Origin of the sequence: Prescottella subtropica (assembly GCF_005434945.1) — a bacterium.
Classification (GTDB): domain Bacteria; phylum Actinomycetota; class Actinomycetes; order Mycobacteriales; family Mycobacteriaceae; genus Prescottella; species Prescottella subtropica.
Genome location: NZ_SKCH01000030.1, coordinates 1 through 19000 on the forward strand (window position 1 = coordinate 1; position 19000 = coordinate 19000).

Consider the following 19000-nt stretch of genomic DNA (forward strand, 5'->3'; position numbering starts at 1 on the left):
GGTCGTAGCCGAGTCCGATCATCCGGCGGGCGGCGGTTTCGGTGAGTCCCAGGATGCCGGCGACCTCGACGTGCGCGGACTCGCCTTCCCGGGATTCGTTGCGGCCGGCCTGCTTGTCCTCGGTGCAGCGGGCTTCGAACAGGTCGGTGACCGCGTCGATTTCGGTGAACTGTTCCCGCGCGATCCGCGCATGCAACACGCGTAACGCGTCGGCTGCATCCGTAGCGTCGGGAACCACCCCTTGTTCGAACATAGTTTCGATTCTAGGGCACGCCACCGACAGGCATCGGTGAATCCGCGGATAGGGATGCGACGATGACCCGCATGGTCCTCGAGCATGCGCTGCTGAACGTCCGAGCCGGCCTCGAAGCGGACTTCGAGTCGGCGTTCGAGGAGGCGAAGTCGATCATCTCGACGATGCCGGGGTTCGAGCGATTGACGCTGTCGCGCTGCGTCGAGCGGCCGGGAACGTATCTGCTGCTCGTCGAATGGGAGACGCTGGACGACCATGTCGAGGGCTTTCGTGGCTCACCGGAGTACGAGCGGTGGCGTCGACTGCTGCATCACTTCTACGATCCGTTCCCACTCGTCGAGCACTACGAACGGGTGCTCACTGAGCCCATGCCCGATGCGGGTAGGGCGGGGGAGGGTGAGGCGGAGTCGCGCTCCTGACGGGTGACTACCTCAATACCACTTGCCCGGCTGCTCGCCGGTGTCGAAATCGCCTGCGCGGACGCGTAGTTCGGTGAGGATGCGGATGAGGGCGTCGAGTTTGTCGGGGGCGAGGCCGGGTTCGGCGAACACGGTTGCGTTGAGGGCTTCGGTGGCGCGGCGGGACAGGTCGCGGCCGGCGTCGGTGATTTCGACGAGCGTCGTGCGACGGTCGGTGGGGTGCGGGACGCGGCGGACCAGGCCGGCTTTCTCGAGGCGGTCGACGGCATTGGTGACGCTGGTGGGATGCACCTGGAGGCGGGCGCTGGCTTTCGCCATGGGCAGTGCGCCGCTGCGCGTGAACGTCAGCAGTGTGAGTAGTTCGTAGCGGGAGAACGTGAGCCCGAACGGTTTGAGGGCCTCGTCGACGCGGGCCATCATGATCTGCTGCGCCCGGACCACCGATGTCACCGCGGCCATACCGTCCGCGACTGCGCCCCAACCGTGGCCGGTCCACTGGCGGTGCGCTTCCTCGATCGGATCCAGCGGCAACGGTGACGGCATGGCTCGATCATCCCACGCGGGTGAACCCGGGCGTAATCACGCGTACGGGCCGGGTTCCCGAAGGAGACCCGGCCCGGACGAAGCGTTATCGGATCAGCTGAAGGTGCTGACCTGCTCGAAGAGCTTGTAGGCGATCGACACGATGTTGATGACGGCGCTGAGCATTTCCATGTTCAATCCTTCAGGGTGATGCGATGAAGTGGTGGCGGACGGCCACCGCAGGAAAAACTAGCATTCCGGACAACCGGTCGGATGCGGCGACTCGCCCGAATGTTCGTTCAAATGTGTGACGTGCGTGACGCCGCGACCAGCGCCCGCCCGTCCTCGAAACGCAGGAAGCCCGCTGCGACAGCCCGATCGGCGGCCGCCGTCACCGCGGTGACGTAGTCGTCCGGGCTCGGGTACAGCGCCGCGAGCGTGTCCGCGTCCAGACGTACCGTCGCACCGTTGTGCGGTACCTGCACCGTCTCACCGGTCAGCGTCGCGGTCGGTGCGTCCACGGCCGGTGTGCGGACGCCGCCGACGGCGTTGCCGAACCGGTCCCGCACGATCGTGCCGTCGACGGACTCGATCGGATCCGCGGTGGCCGGCGCGACACCGTCGGCCACCCATGCCCGCAGCGCCCGTAGCGCCGCCGACACGACCTGCGCCTGCTGGCCGTCGTTGACGATCGGGATCACCGCCGACAGGTCCCGGATCGTGCCGAACTGGGCCGTGTACTGCGGGTACAGGATCCGCAGCGCATGTGCGTCGGAATGGGCGGCGCCGGCGATCTCCCACGTCCGGAGCAACTCGGTGTCCGGTTGCCGGGCGGCGACGAACGACCGTTCGGGTGTGCCGCCGAGTTCGAACAGTTCGGTCTCGGTGACGATCTGGAACACCGGCACATCCAGATCGGTGCGGATCCGGGCGGGGGAGACCACGGCGGGCCCGTCCGGCCCGTCGAGCATCGGGACCCCCGTGCCGGAACCGAGGGGCGCCCCGAAACCGGCACGGCTGTGGATCACGATGCCGTCGAACACCTCGTCCAAAGGTTGGATCGCGTTGGCGTACGTGAGCATCCGCATCGCCGACTGGGACTGCCCGGTGGCGAGCAGATACTCGACGTCGAGCCCGGCGAGGGGATCGGCGCCCCGCGGCGCCCGCAGCGCGGTACCGGCCTGGGAGAAGATGTCGTACGAGTAGGCGTCACCCGGATGGTGCAGGGGACCGTACCGCAGCGGATTCCACGCCTTGTGTCCCACCGCATTCGGCCCGAGTGGGCTGCCGCCGGTGCTGTTCACACCGGCGGCCTGCGCCGACACCCCCACCCATGCGTATCCCTGCAGCAACTCCGAATGCATGTATCCGAAGTCCACGTCCACGTCGACGCCGCCGCTGATGTTGAGCCACTCGACGACGACGGTGCCGTTGAACCGCTCCGGATCGGCCGGCCGCCGCACCAGTAGTCGGGTCCGGTACGGGGCCTGCCCGGCCTCGGTCGCCGACCACCGCCCGTCCGGGCCCCACTCGCCGTCCTCGCGGTACGCCGTGGCCGTACCGCTGAGGAAGAACTCCTGCTCGAGGTAGCCGGCGGCCGTCAGATCGACGGACGTTGCGGTGGCCGGTGTGCCGTGGATCCCGGTGGTCGAGGGATTGTCGGTGTCGAATCGTCGTGCGTGCAGGAACATTCGGATCGAGCCTCTCTACCCGGGGCTGCGCCGCCCGCATCCCCATCCATGAAATCTAACGCTAGATGTGGTGCCGATCACACAAACTCTCGTTGGATGGGACGTCCGGATCGGTTCAGCTGCCGAAACGCTCGTTCACCTCCGCGGCGGTGAGCCCGTAGTCCTCGAGGGTGTACCGGTGCGCCGGCGCGCGGCCACCGGTCCGGCTCTCCGCATGCATGGCCTCCATCGACGCCCGGGCCTGCTCGGAGAACGGAATCGAGAACTGCGAGTAGATCTTCTCGACGGTGCCGAGCGGATCGCCGACGAAGTCGCCGTACTCGACGTCGACGAACTGCGCCGGGTCGTACTTCGCGCGGGCCGCGGTGAAGTCGTCGAGGCCCCGGGCCCACAGGTCCAGCTGGCTGCGGCCGATCACCTCGCCGCGGAACCGGTTCGACCACCCGTCGGTCGCGTGCTCGGCGAGACTGCACATCGACGGGATGATCGTGGTCGGCGGGCGGTGCGTCTGCACGACCAGTGCATCCGGGTACACCGCCATCAACTCGTCGAGTGCGAACAGGTGACTCGGATTCTTGAGTACCCAGCGGCGGTCCCGATCGGGCAGGCCGATCAGCTGCAGGTTCTTCTTGTGCCGCGCATACGCGTTGGTCCAGTCCTGACCCTCGAGCCACGTCGAGTACGTCGGCAGGTGGGCCAGGCACTCGTACGACACCGACTTGAACGTCTGCCGCAGCAACTGCCAGCACTCCTCGACCTCACCGGCCGACATGTAGTGCACGCCCATGAACTCGGGGTGCTCGACGTGATGCTGCCCGAACTGCTTCTCGATCGCCGCGAACACCGGGTTCGACTCCCACGTGTCCCGCGGCGGACGTGGCTGCGGCATCTCCGTCAACCACATCTCCAGACCCTGATGGCCCGGGTCCGCGGTGAGCAGACGGTGCAGCGCGGTGGTGCCGGTGCGCGGCAGTCCGGTCACGAAGATCGGACGGTCGATCGCGACGTCGGCGTGCTCGGGGAACTGCTTCCACGCCGCCTCCGACAGCAGACGGGCGACCAGAGCGCCACGCAGGAAGACGCGGGAGATCTTACTGCCGAACGGCGTCAGATCCTCGTCCCGCGCATACGATTCCAGCAGGACACCGAGGGCCTCGGTGTAGTCGTCGACACCGAAATCGGTCAGGCCGGTCATCTTCGTCGCGGACGCGTGCAGGTCCTCGACGGTACCGACAGTCGTGCGTTCGGTCATTATTCCCTCTCAGTGTTGTCCGGTCGTTCCGCAGGCTCCACTCCTAGTGATGGAATTCGCCGCAGTTGACGTCGAGGCACTGCCCGGTGATCGCGGACGCCATCGGCGACGACAGGAAGATCACCGCGTCGGCGACCTCCTCGGTGGTCGGCAGACGCTTGAGATCGCTGGCCGCGGCGGTGTGTTCGTAGATCTGCTCGATCGTGATCCCGAACTTGTTCGCCTGATGTTCGAAGTACTGCTTCAGGGTGTCACCCCAGATGTAGCCGGGAGCAACGGAATTGACGCGGATACCCTGCGGGCCCAGTTCGGTGGCCAGGGACTGCGACATCGCGAGCAGCGCCGACTTCGCCAGCTTGTAGCTGCCGTACCGTTCCTGGGAGTGCCGCACCACCATCGAATTGACGTTCACGACGGAGCCCTTCGACTCGGCCAGTGCCGGCGTGAACAGTTGCGTGAGCCGCAGTGCGCCGAGGACCGTCAACTCGACGGCGTCCCGGATGTGCTGGAAGTCGGTGCGCGCGAACGGCTTCATCGACGGCACCCTGAATGCGTTGTTGATCAGACCGTCGACCCGGCCGTAGGCGTCGAGTGCGGTGGCCGCCAGGTTCTCCGCCGACGCCTGATCGGTGATGTCGGTGGACACCGTCACGGCGCGGCGGCCCAGGTCGGCGACCTCCTTGGCGACCTCGTCGAGGCGTTCCTGGGTGCGGGCGGCGAGTACCAGGTCGGCGCCGGCTTCGGCACAGCGCAGCGCGAGGGTGCGGCCGAGTGCCGGTCCCACGCCGGAGACGACGACGATCTTGTCCTGCAACAGATTCGACATGTGTTTACCCCAGCATTCGGTCGGCGACGGCGGCTCGGCGCGCCGCGATGCGGGCGGCGTAGTCCTCCGGCGTGATGGTGTTGTGATCGTGGAACGGCAGGGCCGCGGCGACGTCGTCGACCTTGACGACCTCGACGGTCGGGCCGTCGGCGGGCGTGAACGCGCGCGACGTGCGCTGCCACCGGAACTGCAGGTAGCCGCGGGGGTGGCCGAGGGCCTCGAGCCAGTTGGTGACACCGGGATTGCGTTCGGACAGGACCATCCGGATCATGCCGTCCGGATCGACCTGGGCCTGAGCGTTGTTCAGCGACGTCTGGTGGTCCAGGTAGTCCAGCGAGATGTACCACAGGCTACCCAGCTGGAAACCCTGGTACGGCGCATCGGATTTCGGGACGGTGATGATCATCGCCTCGTCGTCGGCGAGTTCGTAGTGGCCCACCGACGAGTACTGTGTGGCCAGCCCTCCCGGCGTCAGGCGCGGCGCGGTCATGGTGTTGACCGGCAGGGTGTCGTAGAACCACTGCGGGAACTGCAGCCATGTCTTGACCCGTCCGACCAGTGCCTTCCCGGCGCGGGCGAACCGCTTCTCGGTCTCCTCGCGGGTGAGCGCCGGCGGCGGCACCCCGATCCGGTCGGCGCGTTCGATGCGGATGGTGCCGCGCCGCTGGCTCCAGTCGCTGTACACCTCGCGGACCACGAGCTGCGACGATCCGGGCGCGAGCGTGAAGTGGTTGCGGCGGCCGTCCGCCGGACCCGGGCCGAACGTGGCGACGAAGCTGCCGTCGTCCTCGAGGTGCAGTTCGCGGTCGTCGAACGCGATCTCGCTGCCCGGCACGTTGGCGTTGGTGTAGTTGCCGCTGAGTACCTGGAAGCTCAGATCCGCGGTGGTGCCGCGGGTGCCGGTGACGATGTACTCGGCGTCGTCGTTGATCCGGGTGCCGAAGTACAGCGTGTCCGGGTTGTCGAGTCCCATCTTCGTGAACGGGCCGGTCCCGGAGAGGAAACTCGGATGGGTCTTCTCCGTCGCCCACGCGGCGTGCACGGTCGCGAGGATGCCGCCGGCGAGGTACTGCATGCCCTCGAGGAGGTCCTGTTCGGACCGGATGTGGGGGGCGTCCGCCACGAGCTTCTCGGCCTCGGCGATCGCCTCGGCGAGTGGATCCGTCAGCACATCGTGCTCCTTCGATCAGGTGGTACAAATATGTACCCAAGTGGTAGATCGCGTCGTGATCCGACGATAGAACGTGTTTCAAGGAGTGGTCAATGATCTCTGCAGAATCCACCGGTGCCGCCGAACCCGGCGGCCGCCGTTCCCCGCCCACCGCGCGGGTCGTGCAGGTGATCGACTACCTGGTCGCGCGCCCCGACCAGCGGTTCGGGCTGTCCGAACTCGCCCGCACCCTGGGGATCAGCAAGCCGACATGCCTGGGCATCGTGTCCGAACTGGCCGCGGCCGGGTACCTCACCCGCGACCCGCGGGAGAAGACGTACGGCCTCGGACCCGCGCTCATCGCGGCCGGTCGGGCCGCGCAGCGCGGCTTCGCGGTCGGTGCGATCGCCCGCGCCCACCTCGAGGGGCTCGCCGCCGAGTACGGCGCGGTGTGCACGGCGTCCACCGTCGTCGGCGACCAGGTGACGATCCTCGAGAACGTCACCCCGCCCGGAGTGGCGCTGGGGCGCACCGCCGCCCGGGCCGGACAGTCCTACCCGTTCGCGCCGCCCGTCGGACTCATGTACGTGATCTGGGACGGCGACGACGACCTCGAGGCGTGGCTGCGCCGCGAACCGGCCCTGCCCGTCGTGCTCGACCGGGATCTGCTCGCCCGTGTCGTCGACGACTGCCGTCGCGCCGGCTATCTCGTCGAACGGCTCACCCCGGTCGGCCGCAAACTGTTCTCGCTCATGGCCGGGGTCGCCGGGCGGGACCTGCCGGCGGAACTGAAGGAGTTGATCGGCGAGGTCGTCTCCAGCCTCGGCGAGCGCGTCTACCTCGCCAGCGAGACCGCGGCCGACGTCGACTATCCGGTCAGCCTCGTCGCCGCACCCTGCTACGACAGCGACGGGCGTCAGGCGCTCGTGCTCACTCTCGACGTCGGCGGATCCGTCAGTGGTGCCGAGATCGCCCGGCGCGGCGCGGCCCTCGTCGCGGCCGCCGATGCGGTGACCGCGGAGATCGGGGGCCGCCCGCCGGTGCGTGCGTGAACCATTGACCGCGGGTGGAACGCGTTCTATTCTCGGCGCACAGGAGCATTATGAACCGAATCGGTACAAATATGAACCGAATCTCCGTGGAGGAGTTGCGCGTGACATCCCCGACATCCCCGCCCGCCTACGAGCTGACGCACCTGCAGGCGCTCGAGGCCGAGGCGGTCCACATCTTCCGTGAGGTCGCCGCGACGTTCGAGCGTCCCGGCCTGCTGTTCTCCGGCGGCAAGGACTCGGTCGTGATGCTGCATCTCGCGGCCAAGGCGTTCTGGCCGGCGCGCGTGCCGCTGCCGGTGATGCACGTCGACACCGGCCACAACTTCGACGAGGTCGTCGAGTTCCGGGATCGGACCGTCGACCGTCTCGGCCTGCGCCTCGTGGTCGCGAGTGTCGAGGACGACATCGCCGCCGGCAACGTCGTCGAGGAGACGGGTCCGCGGGCGAGCCGCAATCGGCTGCAGACGCATTCGCTGCTGCGCGGTATCCGGGAGAACCGGTTCGACGCGGTGTTCGGCGGGGCCCGCCGCGACGAGGAGAAGGCCCGCGCCAAGGAACGCGTCTTCAGTTTCCGGGACGAGTTCGGGCAGTGGAATCCCAAGGCCCAGCGCCCCGAACTGTGGAGCCTGTACAACGGCCGGCACCGCAAGGGTGAACACATCCGGGTGTTCCCGCTGTCCAACTGGACCGAACTCGACATCTGGCAGTACATCGCGGAGGAGAACATCGAGCTGCCGGACATCTACTACGCGCACCGGCGCCGGGTCGTCGAACGTGACGGAATGCTGTTGGCGCACACCCGGTTCCTGACGCTCCTTCCAGGCGAAGAGTCCCGGGAGGAACTCGTCAGATTCCGCACCGTCGGCGACGCCACCTGCACCGGCTGCGTCGAATCGAGTGCAGCGACCGCCGACGAGGTCGTGACCGAGGTCGCGGCCAGTCGCATCACCGAACGGGGCGCCACCCGCGCCGACGACCGGATCTCCGAGGCCGGCATGGAAGATCGCAAGAAGGAGGGGTACTTCTGATGGTGCACACCCGGCAACTACTGCGCGTCGCGACCGCGGGCAGCGTCGACGACGGCAAGTCCACCCTCATCGGACGGCTGCTGTACGACTCCAAGTCGATCTTCGAGGACCAGCTCGAGGCTGTCGAACGCAGCAGCCGTGACCGCGGCGCCGAGCACACCGACCTGGCGTTGCTCACCGACGGGCTGCGTGCCGAACGCGAGCAGGGCATCACGATCGACGTCGCGTACCGCTACTTCGCGACGCCGCAGCGCAAGTTCATCATCGCCGACACCCCCGGCCACGAGCAGTACACCCGCAACATGGTCACCGGGGCGTCGACGGCGGACCTCGCGCTGATCCTCGTCGACGCCCGCAAGGGCATCCTCGAGCAGACCCGTCGGCACGCGTTCCTGTCCACGCTGCTCGGCATCCCGCACCTGGTGCTGTGCGTCAACAAGATGGACCTCGTCGACTGGTCGCAGGAACGGTTCGAGGAGATCAAGGACGAGTTCGCGCAGTTCGCCACCAAGCTCGACGTCCGTGACCTCACGTTCGTCCCGGTGTCGGCGCTCGAGGGCGACAACATCGTCACCCGCACCGAGAACATGCCGTGGTACGAGGGGTCGTCGCTGCTGCACCACCTCGAGGAGGTGCACATCGGCTCCGACCGCAACCTCATCGACGCCCGACTGCCCGTGCAGTACGTGATCCGCCCGCACCAGCAGACCGATGCCGACCTGCACGACTTCCGCGGCTACGCCGGCACCGTCGCGAGCGGCGTGTTCAAGCCGGGCGACGAGGTGGTCGCGTTGCCGTCCGGGTTCACCTCGACCATCTCGGCGATCTGGGGGCCGGGCGGGCAGCCCGTCACCGAGGCGTTCGCGCCGTCCGCGGTGTGCGTGCAACTCGCCGATGAGATCGACATCAGCCGCGGCGACACCCTGTGCCGGCCGAACAACCGGCCGCTCGTCGGGCAGGAACTCGACGCGATGGTGTGCTGGCTCACCGAGGCGTCGTCGCTGCGACCCGACGCCCGCTACACCGTCCTGCACACCACCCGTGCCACCAAGGCGCAGGTCGCGCGGCTCGACTACCGGCTCGACGTCAACACCCTGCACCGCGACGAGACGGCACAGTCGCTGTCGCTCAACGAGATCGGACGCATCCAGCTGCGCACTCAGCAGCCGCTGATGTTCGACCCGTACCGACGCAACCGGGTCACCGGCAGTTTCCTGCTGGTCGACGACGCCACCGGCAACACCGTCGCCGCCGGCATGATCACCGGGCCGACCCTGTCGGACTCGAAGGTGGTGTGGCACGCGGCCGCCGTCTCCCGCGACGAACGCGCCACCCGCGGCACGACGGTGTGGCTGACGGGACTGTCCGCGTCCGGGAAGTCCACGGTGGCAGTCGAACTCGAACGACGCCTCATCGCCGCCGGGGTACCCGCCTACCGGCTCGACGGCGACAACCTGCGGCACGGGCTCAACGCCGACCTCGGGTTCGGGGCACAGGATCGTGCCGAGAACGTCCGCCGGGTCGGGGCCGTCGCGCACCTGCTCGCCGACGCCGGACTAGTCGCGGTCGCGTCCCTCATCAGCCCGTACCAGGAGGATCGGGAGAAGGTGCGACGCCTGCACGAGGAGGCCGGACTGCCGTTCGTCGAGGTGTTCGTCGACACCCCGCTCGCACAGTGCGAGGCCCGCGACCCCAAGGGCATGTACGCCAAGGCGCGCGCGGGGGAGATCACCGGGTTCACCGGTGTCGACGACCCGTACGAGGCCCCCGGGAACGCCGAGGTGGTGCTGCGCCCCGACGATGGCGATCCGGTCGCGCAGGCCGCGAAGATCATGGAGTATCTGGGGCTGTGCTGACCGACACCGAACTGGCCGCCGACCTCGCCGCCCGCGCCGGCACCCTGCTGCTCGAGTTGCGGTCCCGCGAACTGGGGGAGACGCCGCTCGACCCGGCCGCAGCCAAGGCACTGAGCCGCCACGGCGACCACGCCGCGAACACCCTGCTGCTCGCGGAACTCGCGGCGGCCCGCCCCGGCGACGCCGTCCTGTCCGAGGAATCCGCGGACGACGCTGCCCGCCTGGACAATCCGCGGGTATGGATCATCGATCCGCTCGACGGGTCCCGCGAGTACGGGCTGCCCGGACGCGCCGACTGGGCCGTGCACGTCGCGCTGTGGGAGCGTGACGGGGAACGGGGCAGCGGCATCACCGCGGCCGCCGTCGCGCAACCCGCACGAGACGAGGTGTACGTCAGCGGCGTCACCCGGGCAGCGACCACATACAGGGACCGCCCGCGGATCGTGGTGAGCGACAGTCGTCCCCCCGACTTCGCGGCCGAACTGGCCCGGAAAGTCGACGGCGAGATCGTGCCGATGGGATCGGCGGGGGCGAAGGCGATGGCCGTGGTGCGCGGCGACGCCGACGCCTACGTGCACGCCGGCGGGCAGTGGGAGTGGGATTCGGCGGCCCCGGTCGGGGTCGCCCTCGCCGCCGGACTGCACTGCTCCCGCATCGACGGCACCCCGTTGCGCTACAACGAGGCCCACCCGTACCTGCCGGACCTGCTGATCTGTCGCCCCGACCTGGCGCAGCCACTGCTCGACGGGATCGCCGAGCTCACCGGCACGGCACCGCAGGACAGCCCCCGGGTCGCGATGGCCCGCGAATACGTCCGCGCCCTCGTCACCCACGACGCGAGCAAGGTGCGACTCGCCCGGCACTGCCGCCGCTTCGAGAACGGGCAGGCCACCGGCGAGTCCGGCGACGAGATCCGCGGAATGCTCGAGACCGGGGCGCAGTACCGGCCCATCACCGGTGTCCGCGACCTCGAGTTCCACGAGTGGGGCACGGACGTCGTCGCCCGCTTCCTGCTCGACATGACCGCCGGCCACGACACGCTGACGGTCGCGATCACGGAGCACTTCGCGATCGGCGGCGCCGAGATCGACGCGGTCACCGCGGTCATCGAACCACCGCGGTGACCGCCGACGTCAGAACCGCAGCGTCATCGGCCCCGGATTCCACAGGCCCGACCGGGATTCGGTGACGGTGGTGAGCTCCGCCGGCACCGCCGACTCGTGGCGCGGCGTGAACTGTTCGAGCTGACCCCAGTCGCGGCGCCAGTCGTGGTTCAGGTACGACGGGATCGTTCGTGCCTCGAGCAACTGGTCGGTCCAGCCGAGCGGGCCGCCACCGAAGTGGTCCTGCCACAGGTTCGTCGAGATCGCGCCGGCACGGTCCGGCATGATCCGGAACTGCGGGACCTCCGCGACCCCACCGTGGTGGGTGAACGGCTGCTGGCACGGGAACTGCAGGCCCACCGCCCAGTCCGCGAGGACCGGGGTGTCCGAGCCGACGACGTCGTTCAGGATCTGCGTCTGCGGCACCCGCGGGGGAGTGACGGCCAGCCACTGATCGGGGTCCCGGTTGTCGTCGGACGCGACGATACGGACCGCATCGGCCTCGATCGGCAACTGCTCCAGCGGGACCCGCAGGTTCCGCCACGACGGTGCCGGACCGATGTCGAGCGGGGCGACCTGTCCGAGGACGGTCACCGAGCCGCCCGGCTGCCGGACCCCGTACTCGACGGCCAGCTCCTGACCGGGGGTGACGATGCCGTCGGGATCGACGGTCCGGATGCGTCCGGCCGCGGCGATCGACACGAGATCGCCGCGGGTGCCGTTCTCGCCGACCGCCGGCAGCCCGTACCAGCCGCTGACGAGGGTCGCCGCCGTCTGGTCGCCGCGGCTGTAGCTGCCGAGGACCGGGGTGGTCGCGGGATCGAGGCCGTACGGCAGGGCCACACTGCTGCGGTTGACGCCGGTCGCGCCCTCGCCGCCGCCGGTACCGGCCGAGGAGTCGGTGGCGGTGGTGTTGTCGTTCGTGTCCACGAGGTTCGGTGCCGCCGTCGACTCGTCGCCGGCGTCGGCCTTGAGGTCGGAGGCCACACCGTTCGGGGTGAACCCGGTCGACTCGGAACCGGCCAGCGCGAGCGCGACCTCCCCCGACAGGGGACGCAGCATCGACGCATTGGGGTCCATCTCGAGCAGGACGTCGTTCGCCAGACCACAGTTCTGTCCGCGCAACGCGTCGACGTTCGAGCGGGCCAGCGAGTACGCCGGATACTGCGACACCGCGCCCTTCGCGAGCGACAGGATCTCGAACAGCACGACGGCCGCGGCCGCGATCGTCAACGGTGGCAGCGCCCAGATCCGGCGACTGCGGGAGCCCGGCGCGGGGACGGCAGATTCCCGCAGATGGCACCAGGCGGCGACCGCGAGCATGCCGATCGACCCGGCCAGCAGCAGCGTGGCGGCGCCGATCCCGCTGACCGACGGTGGCTTGTCCCACCACGGCACGCCGTACGCGGAGACGTACCACCAGCCGTTCGGGCCGTTGAACGTGATCGCGAGCAGGAACAGCACCGCGGCCGCGAACAGTGCTCGGTTCCGGGGTGACCGGAGGACCGCGGTGCCGACGGCCACCGACGCCAGGACGGCGAGAGCGCCCGCCAGACCGGCGTAGATGCCGAGATGATGCGTCCACTTGGTGGGGGTGAACATCATCAGTGCGACCGCGCCGAGGGTGATCGCGATGATCCGGCGGGACGGCCCGGACGCGGTGCCCGGGATGCGTCCCCCGTTCCGCAGAATCGTGACGATGCCGACGACGATCGCCAGGAACATCGCGAAGATGCCGAACCGGCGGGCCAGGGAGCCGTCCGGGGCGATGTTGAGCAGCCACTGGTAGCGCAGGAACTCGGTCGTCCAGTTCTCGTTCGGACCGGCGGCGACGTGCGCGTCCTGCATCACCGGGACCGCGGCCAACGTCTGGTCGGCGAAGATCGCGACCAGGATCGCGGTGCCGGACGCGACGATCGGCAGCAGCACCGCCGCATAGCCGACGGTTTTCGCGCGGGCGACGACGATCCGCAGCAGCGGACGCCCCCCGGCGAGCAGGGCCGCGAAACAGATGAGCCCGGACGGTCCCACCGACAGCGTCGCCGCCGCCACCAGGATCGCCACGGCCGCCGGCAGCAGCCGCCGCGTCGCGATCGCCCGCTCGATCGAGCACCACGTCAGCAGCACACCGGCCGCGACGATCGGTTCCGGGCGCAGCCCGTTGTTGTACGGCAGCCACACCGCGAGGAACCCGAGGGCGCCGGTCCACAGCGCCAGCCGGCTCGTACGTGCCGCGACACCCAGACGCGGCACCACCTCACGGCTGAGCACCATCCAGGTCACGATGCCCGCCAGCAGTGCCGGCAGCCGCACCCAGATGCTCGCGCTCCAGATGTCGTCGAGCAGACCGAAGATCTGGTAGTAGGGGGTGCCGAACGGGGTCTCGGGCACCCCGAAGTAGCGGAAGTAGTTCGACATGTAACCCGACGACTGCGCCGACCGGGCCATCGTGAACTGGTAGCCGTCGTCGGCGGTGGTCGCACCGATGAAATGCCACAGCACGAGCGTGCCGATCACGGCGGCGTCGACACGCCCGAACCGCCACCAGCGGGAGGGCAGGAACCGGCGGGACCGGCGGCCGTCCGCGCAGTCGATGCGATGCAGCGCCACCAGACTCAGCAGTGTCGCCAGGACGGCGACGATCATCGCGACCAGCTTGATCGCGGTCGGTGACGACGAGAACCGGGTATCGAGTTCGGCGTGCACCGACAACCCGGCCGGGGCTGCACCGTCGAGATCGGTGAAGACCCCGACCATCTGCGGGCGGACGTCACCGTCGACGGTCTTCGTCGCAGCCGACTCGGTGACCGACGAACCGGTGATCGACGCGACGGTGCGGGTCGCGTCCGACGAGATCTCCACCGCACAGTCCGGGCCGGACAGCTGCGACAGCGGCACCGACAGCAGCGACGTGTCCCGCAGGATCACCTCGAACCGTGCGGGCGCGTCGTCCGTCGCGGCCACCGTCCTCGCGACGAGACCGTACTTCTCGGCACCGGGTGCCCCACCCGGCATCGTCGAGGCGACCAGGCCGCCGGAGGAGAGACCGCGGACCGTCGCGCACGGAATCCGCGCATCCAGCGACATCGGCGCATACGACACCAGCGGCGCCTGCACACTCGTCGTGACATCGTTCTGCGGCCACGACAGCGACGACTGCTCCTGCTGCACCGGTAGCAGCGGGATCGCCACCGCGCACAGCACACCGATCACCGCCGCGACGATCGCGACCAGGCGGGCACGGCGCAGATCCCACCACGACGGGTGCCCGTCGTTCGTCGGTTCCGGTTGTCTCTTCACGGGCAGCGGTTGCGTCCCCACCATGCTGTCGACCACGAGAAGCGATGGTAACGGCAATCCACCCGGTAGAAATTCGTGCATGAAGGTCTACACCGGAACCGATGCCGCAGCCGATCTCGCCACCGTCGCCGCCACGGCCCGCCGCGCGGAGGCCGCCGGATACGACGGCCTGCACGTTTCCGAAACCGTGCACGACCCGTTCCTGCTCGCCCTCGCCGCTCTGCAGGCAACCGAACGGATCACGGTCCGCACCTCCGTTGCGCTGGCGTTCGTCCGCAGCCCGGTCGCGGTCGCCTACACCGCGTGGGACCTGGCGGCAATGTCCGGCGGACGCTTCCACCTGGGTCTCGGCAGCCAGATCCGGCAGAACATCGAGGAGAGGTATGCGGCGTCGTGGTCGGCGCCTGCACCCCGCATGCGCGAGTACGTCCGCACACTCCGGGCGGTGTTCGAGACGTTCCGCACAGGCGAGTTGGTGCCGGAGGTCGGGGAGCACTACCGGTTCACCCGGATGCAGCCGTACTTCAACCCTGGACCGGACGCCGACACGCCGGCACCCCCGATCTACCTCGGCGGCGTCGGACGACGCATGTGCACGGTCGCGGGGGAAACCGCGGACGGGCTGATCACCCACCCCACCAACACCGACACCCGCTACCTCGTCGACGAGTGCCTGCCCGCACTGCAGACCGGGGCCGGTGCCCGACCGCTCGACACGTTCGAGGTGGTGGCGGGACTGCAGGTGGTCACCGGCGCCACCGACGACGCCGTCACCGCCGAACGCGAACGCCGCCGCCGACTGTTCGCGTTCCTCTACTCCACCCCCGCCTACCGCGGCGCCCTCGAACGGCACGGCCACCCGGACCTGCAGGACACGCTCGCGGACCTCGTCCGACACGACCGCTGGGACCGACTCCGCGACGTCGTCACCGACGACATCCTCGGGACGTTGGTGCCCACCGCCCGCTACGACCGCCTCGCCGACGTGATCCGCGAACGCCTCGAACCGGTCCGCGCGTTCGGCGTGTCGACCGGGGTGACCCTCGCATTGCCGGAGAATCCGGACCACGACCGGTTCGTCGCCGACGTCGTCGCCGAACTGCAGCAGATGTAGACCGGAAGAGGTGCGGAAGTGGTTCGTCTCGCGCGTGTCGTGGGAATCATCGCGGCCCTGCTGTGCGGGCTGCTCGCCGGACGGGTGCTGTGGTCGCCGCTGCCTCCGAATCCGGGGGCGGACAGCGTCCTGCCCGCGGTGCTGTTCGCCGGCGGTTCCGGGACGGCGGTCGCTGCACTGCTGGCGGTCGCCGTCACGGCCGCACTCACCCGGCGCCGGTCGATCACACTCACCACGGTGGGGACGGTGGCGGGCTTGCTGCTACTCGCCCTGCCCGGTGCGATCGACTACCCGTCGGAGTCGGCGGTGCTTCTGTACTCGAATGCTGTTGCCGCAGGGTTGATCCTGGGAGCGGTGGCGCCACCGTCGGCGCGGTACGCGAGCACCCAGGCGGGCCTGGCCGGGGGACTGCTCGCCGCCTTCCTGCTGACCGAGGGGGTCGAAGGTCGAGGTGTCCACGGGGCCGACTTCGGGTGGATCGCCTACACCCCGCTGACGTCCCTGAGTCGGTGGGAACCGTCGGTGCTCGTCCCGGTGTGGCTGCCGACTGTGGCCGCGGTCCTGGTGGTTCTCGGCGCGCTGCTCGACCGCCGGACATCGTGGACCGCGCGGATCGATTCCCGGGTACTCGTCGCAGCCCTGGCACTGCCGGTCGCGGCGTTCGCTGCCCACTGGATCCTGGCCGACACCGGGGCACGGCCGGTCGCGTGGGTCGGGTACGTGGTGGTCGCCGTCGCCGCCGTGGTCGCGATCGCGTGGCGACTGCCCGGGCGGGACGGGCGCGTCCTGTTCGCTGCCGGTGCTGTGGTGGCTGCGTCGCTGGGGACGGCGACGTCCGAGTCGTGGGTGCTGGTCGTCTCCGCGGTACTGCTGGTCGGAGGACTCGCCGCGGGGCTGAGGTTCCCGGTGCCGCCTGCCGGATTCGCCCTGCTGGCGGTGGTGGCCGCCGCGGATCTCGTGGCAGGGGAATCGTGGACGGAGGTTCCTGCGGCCGCGGTCACCTTCGTCCTTCCGGCCGCCGCCGGCTACGTCGTCGGCGCGTGCCTGCCGACGTCCGCGCCCGCGTCGACGGTCGGGCTGTCGTTGCCGTTCACGGTGGGGGTTCCCGCTGCCGCGACGGCGGCCTGGGTGGTCACGGCGCGGTACGCCGACTACCGGCCGGGATCGGTGTTCGAGTGGTCCGGCGGCGTCCCGCCCGGTGCTGCCGTCGCCGCGATTGCCGTCGTCGTCGTGTGCGGTGTCGGCGCGTGGGGTCTGGACCTGCGCTCCGGCAACCGTGAAAGTCGTTGACGGCCCGACGGATCCGCGGCGGAAGCACGGAGAAAAGGCCGAAGGCCCCACTCTCTGTCGAGAGTGGGGCCTTCCGTGTGCCCCCGGCAGGATTCGAACCTGCGGCCTTTCGCTCCGGAGGCGAACGCTCTATCCCCTGAGCTACGGGGGCGCACCGGAGTTATCCGGTGTGCCAGTGGGCGGAGTTAGCGTAGCGCATTCTTCGTGATCATCCACATCGCCTGGTAGATCGGCGTTTCTCGGGCCTCTTCGACCCTCTCGGTCTCGCGTTTCGCGCACTTGTCGTGACGAATCCGGGACGGAATCCAGCAACAAGTGCGCGAAACGCGAGGGGTGAGTGACCGTCAGTTCATGGGCAGCGGGGACGCGCCACGCTCGGCGAGCATGCTCGTGATGAGATCCGACTCGCCCTTCTGCGTCGCGACCATCTTCTCCGCGAGATTGCGCACCGCGGCGACATCCGCGTACTGCGCCGCGTACTCCATCATCGGCAGCCCGCCCTGGTGGTGCCGCAGCATCAACTGCAGGAACATCACGTCGAGTTCGGTGCCCGACGCCTGCCCGAGTGCCGCCATCTCCTGCGGGGACGCCATGCCGGGCATCGCGCCGCCGCCCGACGACGCGGCGGCGTCACCCGACTGCGTCGTCGTCCCGTGGCCGGAATGCCCGCCGTGCCCTCCGTCGGTCTCGGTCATCCACGTCATGTAGCCGTCGGTCGGCATCGGCGCCCTGTCCCACAGCGCCAACCAGCCCTGCATCTGTCCCACCTGGTTCTGCTGGGTGGTCAGGATGTCGTACGCGAGGTTCTTCACGGGCTGGTCGCCGGACTTCGTCAGCGCGATCGTCGCCATGTCGACGGCCTGGTTGTGGTGCACCGTCATGTCCTGGGAGAACCCGACATCCACCGAATCCGCGGCCGGGACCGGGGTGGTCTCGCCGCCGACGGGAAGCTTCACCAGGAAGCCGAGGGCGAACCCGATGGCCAGGACGCCGATCAGGCCGATCACGGTCAGCGCGGTCCGCTGACCGCGCGGATTCGACACCGGTTCGGTCTCGGTCATGTCAGCCGTTCCCGCCGGTGGCCGGGGCCTGCGGTATCGGCAGTCCGGCGGTGCCGCCGGCGCCACCGACCTCGTTCGGATCCGGGGTGATGTCGCCGCCGTCCATCGGGACGGCGTCCGGGCCCGGGGCGCTCGGGTCGAACGGCGGCGGGTTCGCCGGATCGAACGAGCCGGGGATCGTCGAGCAACTCGCACCGACCTCGGGGTAGGCGTAGCGGTTCAGGCGCAGCGACTTGATGAACTGGTCGATGCGCTCGTCGTCGGCGTTGTCCACCTTCAACTGGTGGCCCCACGACTGCAGCGAGATCGGGGAGTCCATGCCCGGGTACGGCGACATCAGCATGTAGCCGTCCCGCGCGCCCGCCCGCTCCTCGAGCTTCTGACGCTGCGCGTCGTCGATCTTGTCCGGGTTGTACGTGATCCAGATGGCGCCGTGCTCGAGCGAGTGGACGGCGTTCTCGGTGCGGATCGGATCCGGGTAGACCGTGCCCATGCAGGTGGCCCACACGGCGTCGTGCGGTCCGCCGAACGGCGGGGTCCGGTCGTAGGCGACACGCTGGTCGGGGGTGATGTGCACACCGGCCGGGTAGTCGATCTTCAGGACGCCCTCGATCTCGGACGACGGATCCTGGTTCGACTCCGACGGCGTGAACTTCGCCACCGCCTGCTGGTCGCGGTACTTCGGCACGATGTTGATCGCGAGGACGGTGATGAGGGCGACGACGGCGACGACCGCGCCGATCGTCAGCCACGGAATCTGCCGCGGTGCCCCGCTGCCCCGCTTGGACGTGGGCACACCGCCCTGTTTCTTCCGGGAGGCTTTGATCGCCTTGGCTGACTTCGACCCCGTGTTCTTGCCGCCGGGACCACGATTTTCCGAACCGTTGGGCATCTGTTGCGTGCTCTTTCGGTGATTGGACAAGGGCGTCCTCGAGGGGTATGGCGCCTCGTGGGCCACACCACTGTACGGTCCGCGCCTGAGAGAATCCTCGGAAGCCGCCACGGGGGCGGTGAGGGGACCGTGATCCTGCTGATCGGCACTGGTGGTCCGGTACGGAGTCGCACGCCATAAGATTGACTCCT

At 69.2% G+C, this 19000-nt stretch carries 15 protein-coding genes, 1 tRNA gene and 1 pseudogene; 7 read left to right on the plus strand and 10 right to left on the minus strand.

The genetic code is table 11. The annotated features are described in order from the left end of the window. Positions 1-253, minus strand: a pseudogene (locus tag E0497_RS18385) (HNH endonuclease signature motif containing protein); the annotation flags it as partial. Positions 254-324: 71 nt separating this feature from the next. On the opposite strand from E0497_RS18385, the gene E0497_RS18390 reads away from it, so the two are divergent. Beyond that, positions 325-672 carry an antibiotic biosynthesis monooxygenase family protein gene (locus E0497_RS18390; RefSeq protein ID WP_137726283.1) on the plus strand — a complete coding sequence of 116 codons (348 nt, stop codon included), beginning with the start codon at positions 325-327 and terminating at the stop codon, positions 670-672. A gap of 12 nt (positions 673-684) precedes the next feature. Here the strand turns inward: E0497_RS18390 and E0497_RS18395 are convergent, their stop codons facing one another. From E0497_RS18395 to E0497_RS18415, 5 genes are all read right to left on the minus strand, one after another. Further along, a complete protein-coding gene (locus tag E0497_RS18395; protein ID WP_137726248.1) occupies positions 685-1215 on the minus strand; it encodes a MarR family winged helix-turn-helix transcriptional regulator in 531 nt (176 codons plus the stop codon). Positions 1216-1493: 278 nt separating this feature from the next. Beyond that, the gene (locus E0497_RS18400; RefSeq protein WP_137726249.1) at positions 1494-2885 is read right to left on the minus strand and encodes an alpha/beta hydrolase domain-containing protein; all 1392 of its coding nucleotides are present in this window, start codon (positions 2883-2885) and stop codon (positions 1494-1496) included. 115 nt (positions 2886-3000) lie between these two features. Next, positions 3001-4137, minus strand: coding sequence for a sulfotransferase family protein (locus tag E0497_RS18405; protein ID WP_137726250.1), 1137 nt, complete (start codon positions 4135-4137; stop codon positions 3001-3003). 43 nt (positions 4138-4180) lie between these two features. Continuing rightward, complete coding sequence (locus E0497_RS18410; protein ID WP_137726251.1) at positions 4181-4963, minus strand: SDR family oxidoreductase; 783 nt, start codon at positions 4961-4963, stop codon at positions 4181-4183. A 4-nt stretch (positions 4964-4967) separates the two neighbouring features. Continuing rightward, positions 4968-6134 carry a hypothetical protein gene (locus E0497_RS18415; RefSeq protein WP_137726252.1) on the minus strand — a complete coding sequence of 389 codons (1167 nt, stop codon included), beginning with the start codon at positions 6132-6134 and terminating at the stop codon, positions 4968-4970. A gap of 92 nt (positions 6135-6226) precedes the next feature. Here E0497_RS18415 and E0497_RS18420 point away from each other — a divergent pair, with 92 nt between their 5' ends. The 4 genes from E0497_RS18420 to E0497_RS18435 all read left to right on the plus strand — a co-directional run bounded on the left by E0497_RS18420 (position 6227) and on the right by E0497_RS18435 (position 11173). Then, a complete protein-coding gene (locus E0497_RS18420) occupies positions 6227-7165 on the plus strand; it encodes an IclR family transcriptional regulator (RefSeq protein WP_137726253.1) in 939 nt (312 codons plus the stop codon). Positions 7166-7266: 101 nt separating this feature from the next. Further along, positions 7267-8193 (plus strand): sulfate adenylyltransferase subunit CysD, encoded by a 927-nt coding sequence (gene cysD, locus E0497_RS18425; protein WP_421958361.1) that lies wholly within the window; start codon positions 7267-7269, stop codon positions 8191-8193. Continuing rightward, a complete protein-coding gene (cysC, locus tag E0497_RS18430) occupies positions 8193-10049 on the plus strand; it encodes an adenylyl-sulfate kinase (protein ID WP_137726255.1) in 1857 nt (618 codons plus the stop codon). The genes cysD and cysC overlap by 1 nt, the downstream gene beginning before the upstream one ends. Continuing rightward, complete coding sequence (locus E0497_RS18435) at positions 10043-11173, plus strand: 3'(2'),5'-bisphosphate nucleotidase CysQ (RefSeq protein ID WP_137726256.1); 1131 nt, start codon at positions 10043-10045, stop codon at positions 11171-11173. The genes cysC and E0497_RS18435 overlap by 7 nt, the downstream gene beginning before the upstream one ends. Positions 11174-11182: 9 nt before the next feature. Here E0497_RS18435 and E0497_RS18440 read toward each other — a convergent pair whose 3' ends face one another. Then, a complete protein-coding gene (locus E0497_RS18440; protein ID WP_137726284.1) occupies positions 11183-14476 on the minus strand; it encodes an arabinosyltransferase domain-containing protein in 3294 nt (1097 codons plus the stop codon). 55 nt (positions 14477-14531) lie between these two features. Between E0497_RS18440 and E0497_RS18445 the strand changes: the two genes are divergently transcribed. Together E0497_RS18445 and E0497_RS18450 are read left to right on the plus strand one after the other, a co-directional pair. Then, positions 14532-15566, plus strand: a complete 1035-nt coding sequence (locus tag E0497_RS18445) for a TIGR03617 family F420-dependent LLM class oxidoreductase (RefSeq protein ID WP_137726257.1) — start codon at positions 14532-14534, stop codon at positions 15564-15566. Positions 15567-15584: 18 nt separating this feature from the next. After that, positions 15585-16856 (plus strand): hypothetical protein, encoded by a 1272-nt coding sequence (locus E0497_RS18450; protein ID WP_137726258.1) that lies wholly within the window; start codon positions 15585-15587, stop codon positions 16854-16856. A 78-nt stretch (positions 16857-16934) separates the two neighbouring features. Here the strand turns inward: E0497_RS18450 and E0497_RS18455 are convergent. The 3 genes from E0497_RS18455 to E0497_RS18465 all read right to left on the minus strand — a co-directional run bounded on the left by E0497_RS18455 (position 16935) and on the right by E0497_RS18465 (position 18809). Then, positions 16935-17007: transfer RNA gene (locus E0497_RS18455), tRNA-Arg, on the minus strand. A gap of 193 nt (positions 17008-17200) precedes the next feature. After that, a complete protein-coding gene (locus E0497_RS18460) occupies positions 17201-17917 on the minus strand; it encodes a DUF305 domain-containing protein (RefSeq protein ID WP_137726259.1) in 717 nt (238 codons plus the stop codon). Position 17918: 1 nt separating this feature from the next. Beyond that, positions 17919-18809 carry a DUF3105 domain-containing protein gene (locus tag E0497_RS18465; RefSeq protein ID WP_137726260.1) on the minus strand — a complete coding sequence of 297 codons (891 nt, stop codon included), beginning with the start codon at positions 18807-18809 and terminating at the stop codon, positions 17919-17921. Between the last annotated feature and the right edge of the window lie 191 nt (positions 18810-19000).

Excerpts from the sequence above, each read along its gene's own strand:
- E0497_RS18390 (WP_137726283.1), top strand. The coding sequence starts at position 325 with ATGGTCCTCGAGCATGCGCTGCTGAACGTCCGAGCCGGCCTCGAAGCG.
- E0497_RS18395 (WP_137726248.1), bottom strand. The coding sequence starts at position 1,215 with ATGCCGTCACCGTTGCCGCTGGATCCGATCGAGGAAGCGCACCGCCAG.
- E0497_RS18400 (WP_137726249.1), bottom strand. The coding sequence starts at position 2,885 with ATGTTCCTGCACGCACGACGATTCGACACCGACAATCCCTCGACCACC.
- E0497_RS18405 (WP_137726250.1), bottom strand. The coding sequence starts at position 4,137 with ATGACCGAACGCACGACTGTCGGTACCGTCGAGGACCTGCACGCGTCC.
- E0497_RS18410 (WP_137726251.1), bottom strand. The coding sequence starts at position 4,963 with ATGTCGAATCTGTTGCAGGACAAGATCGTCGTCGTCTCCGGCGTGGGA.
- E0497_RS18420 (WP_137726253.1), top strand. The coding sequence starts at position 6,227 with ATGATCTCTGCAGAATCCACCGGTGCCGCCGAACCCGGCGGCCGCCGT.
- cysC (WP_137726255.1), top strand. The coding sequence starts at position 8,193 with ATGGTGCACACCCGGCAACTACTGCGCGTCGCGACCGCGGGCAGCGTC.
- E0497_RS18440 (WP_137726284.1), bottom strand. The coding sequence starts at position 14,476 with ATGGTGGGGACGCAACCGCTGCCCGTGAAGAGACAACCGGAACCGACG.
- E0497_RS18445 (WP_137726257.1), top strand. The coding sequence starts at position 14,532 with ATGAAGGTCTACACCGGAACCGATGCCGCAGCCGATCTCGCCACCGTC.
- E0497_RS18460 (WP_137726259.1), bottom strand. The coding sequence starts at position 17,917 with ATGACCGAGACCGAACCGGTGTCGAATCCGCGCGGTCAGCGGACCGCG.
- E0497_RS18465 (WP_137726260.1), bottom strand. The coding sequence starts at position 18,809 with ATGCCCAACGGTTCGGAAAATCGTGGTCCCGGCGGCAAGAACACGGGG.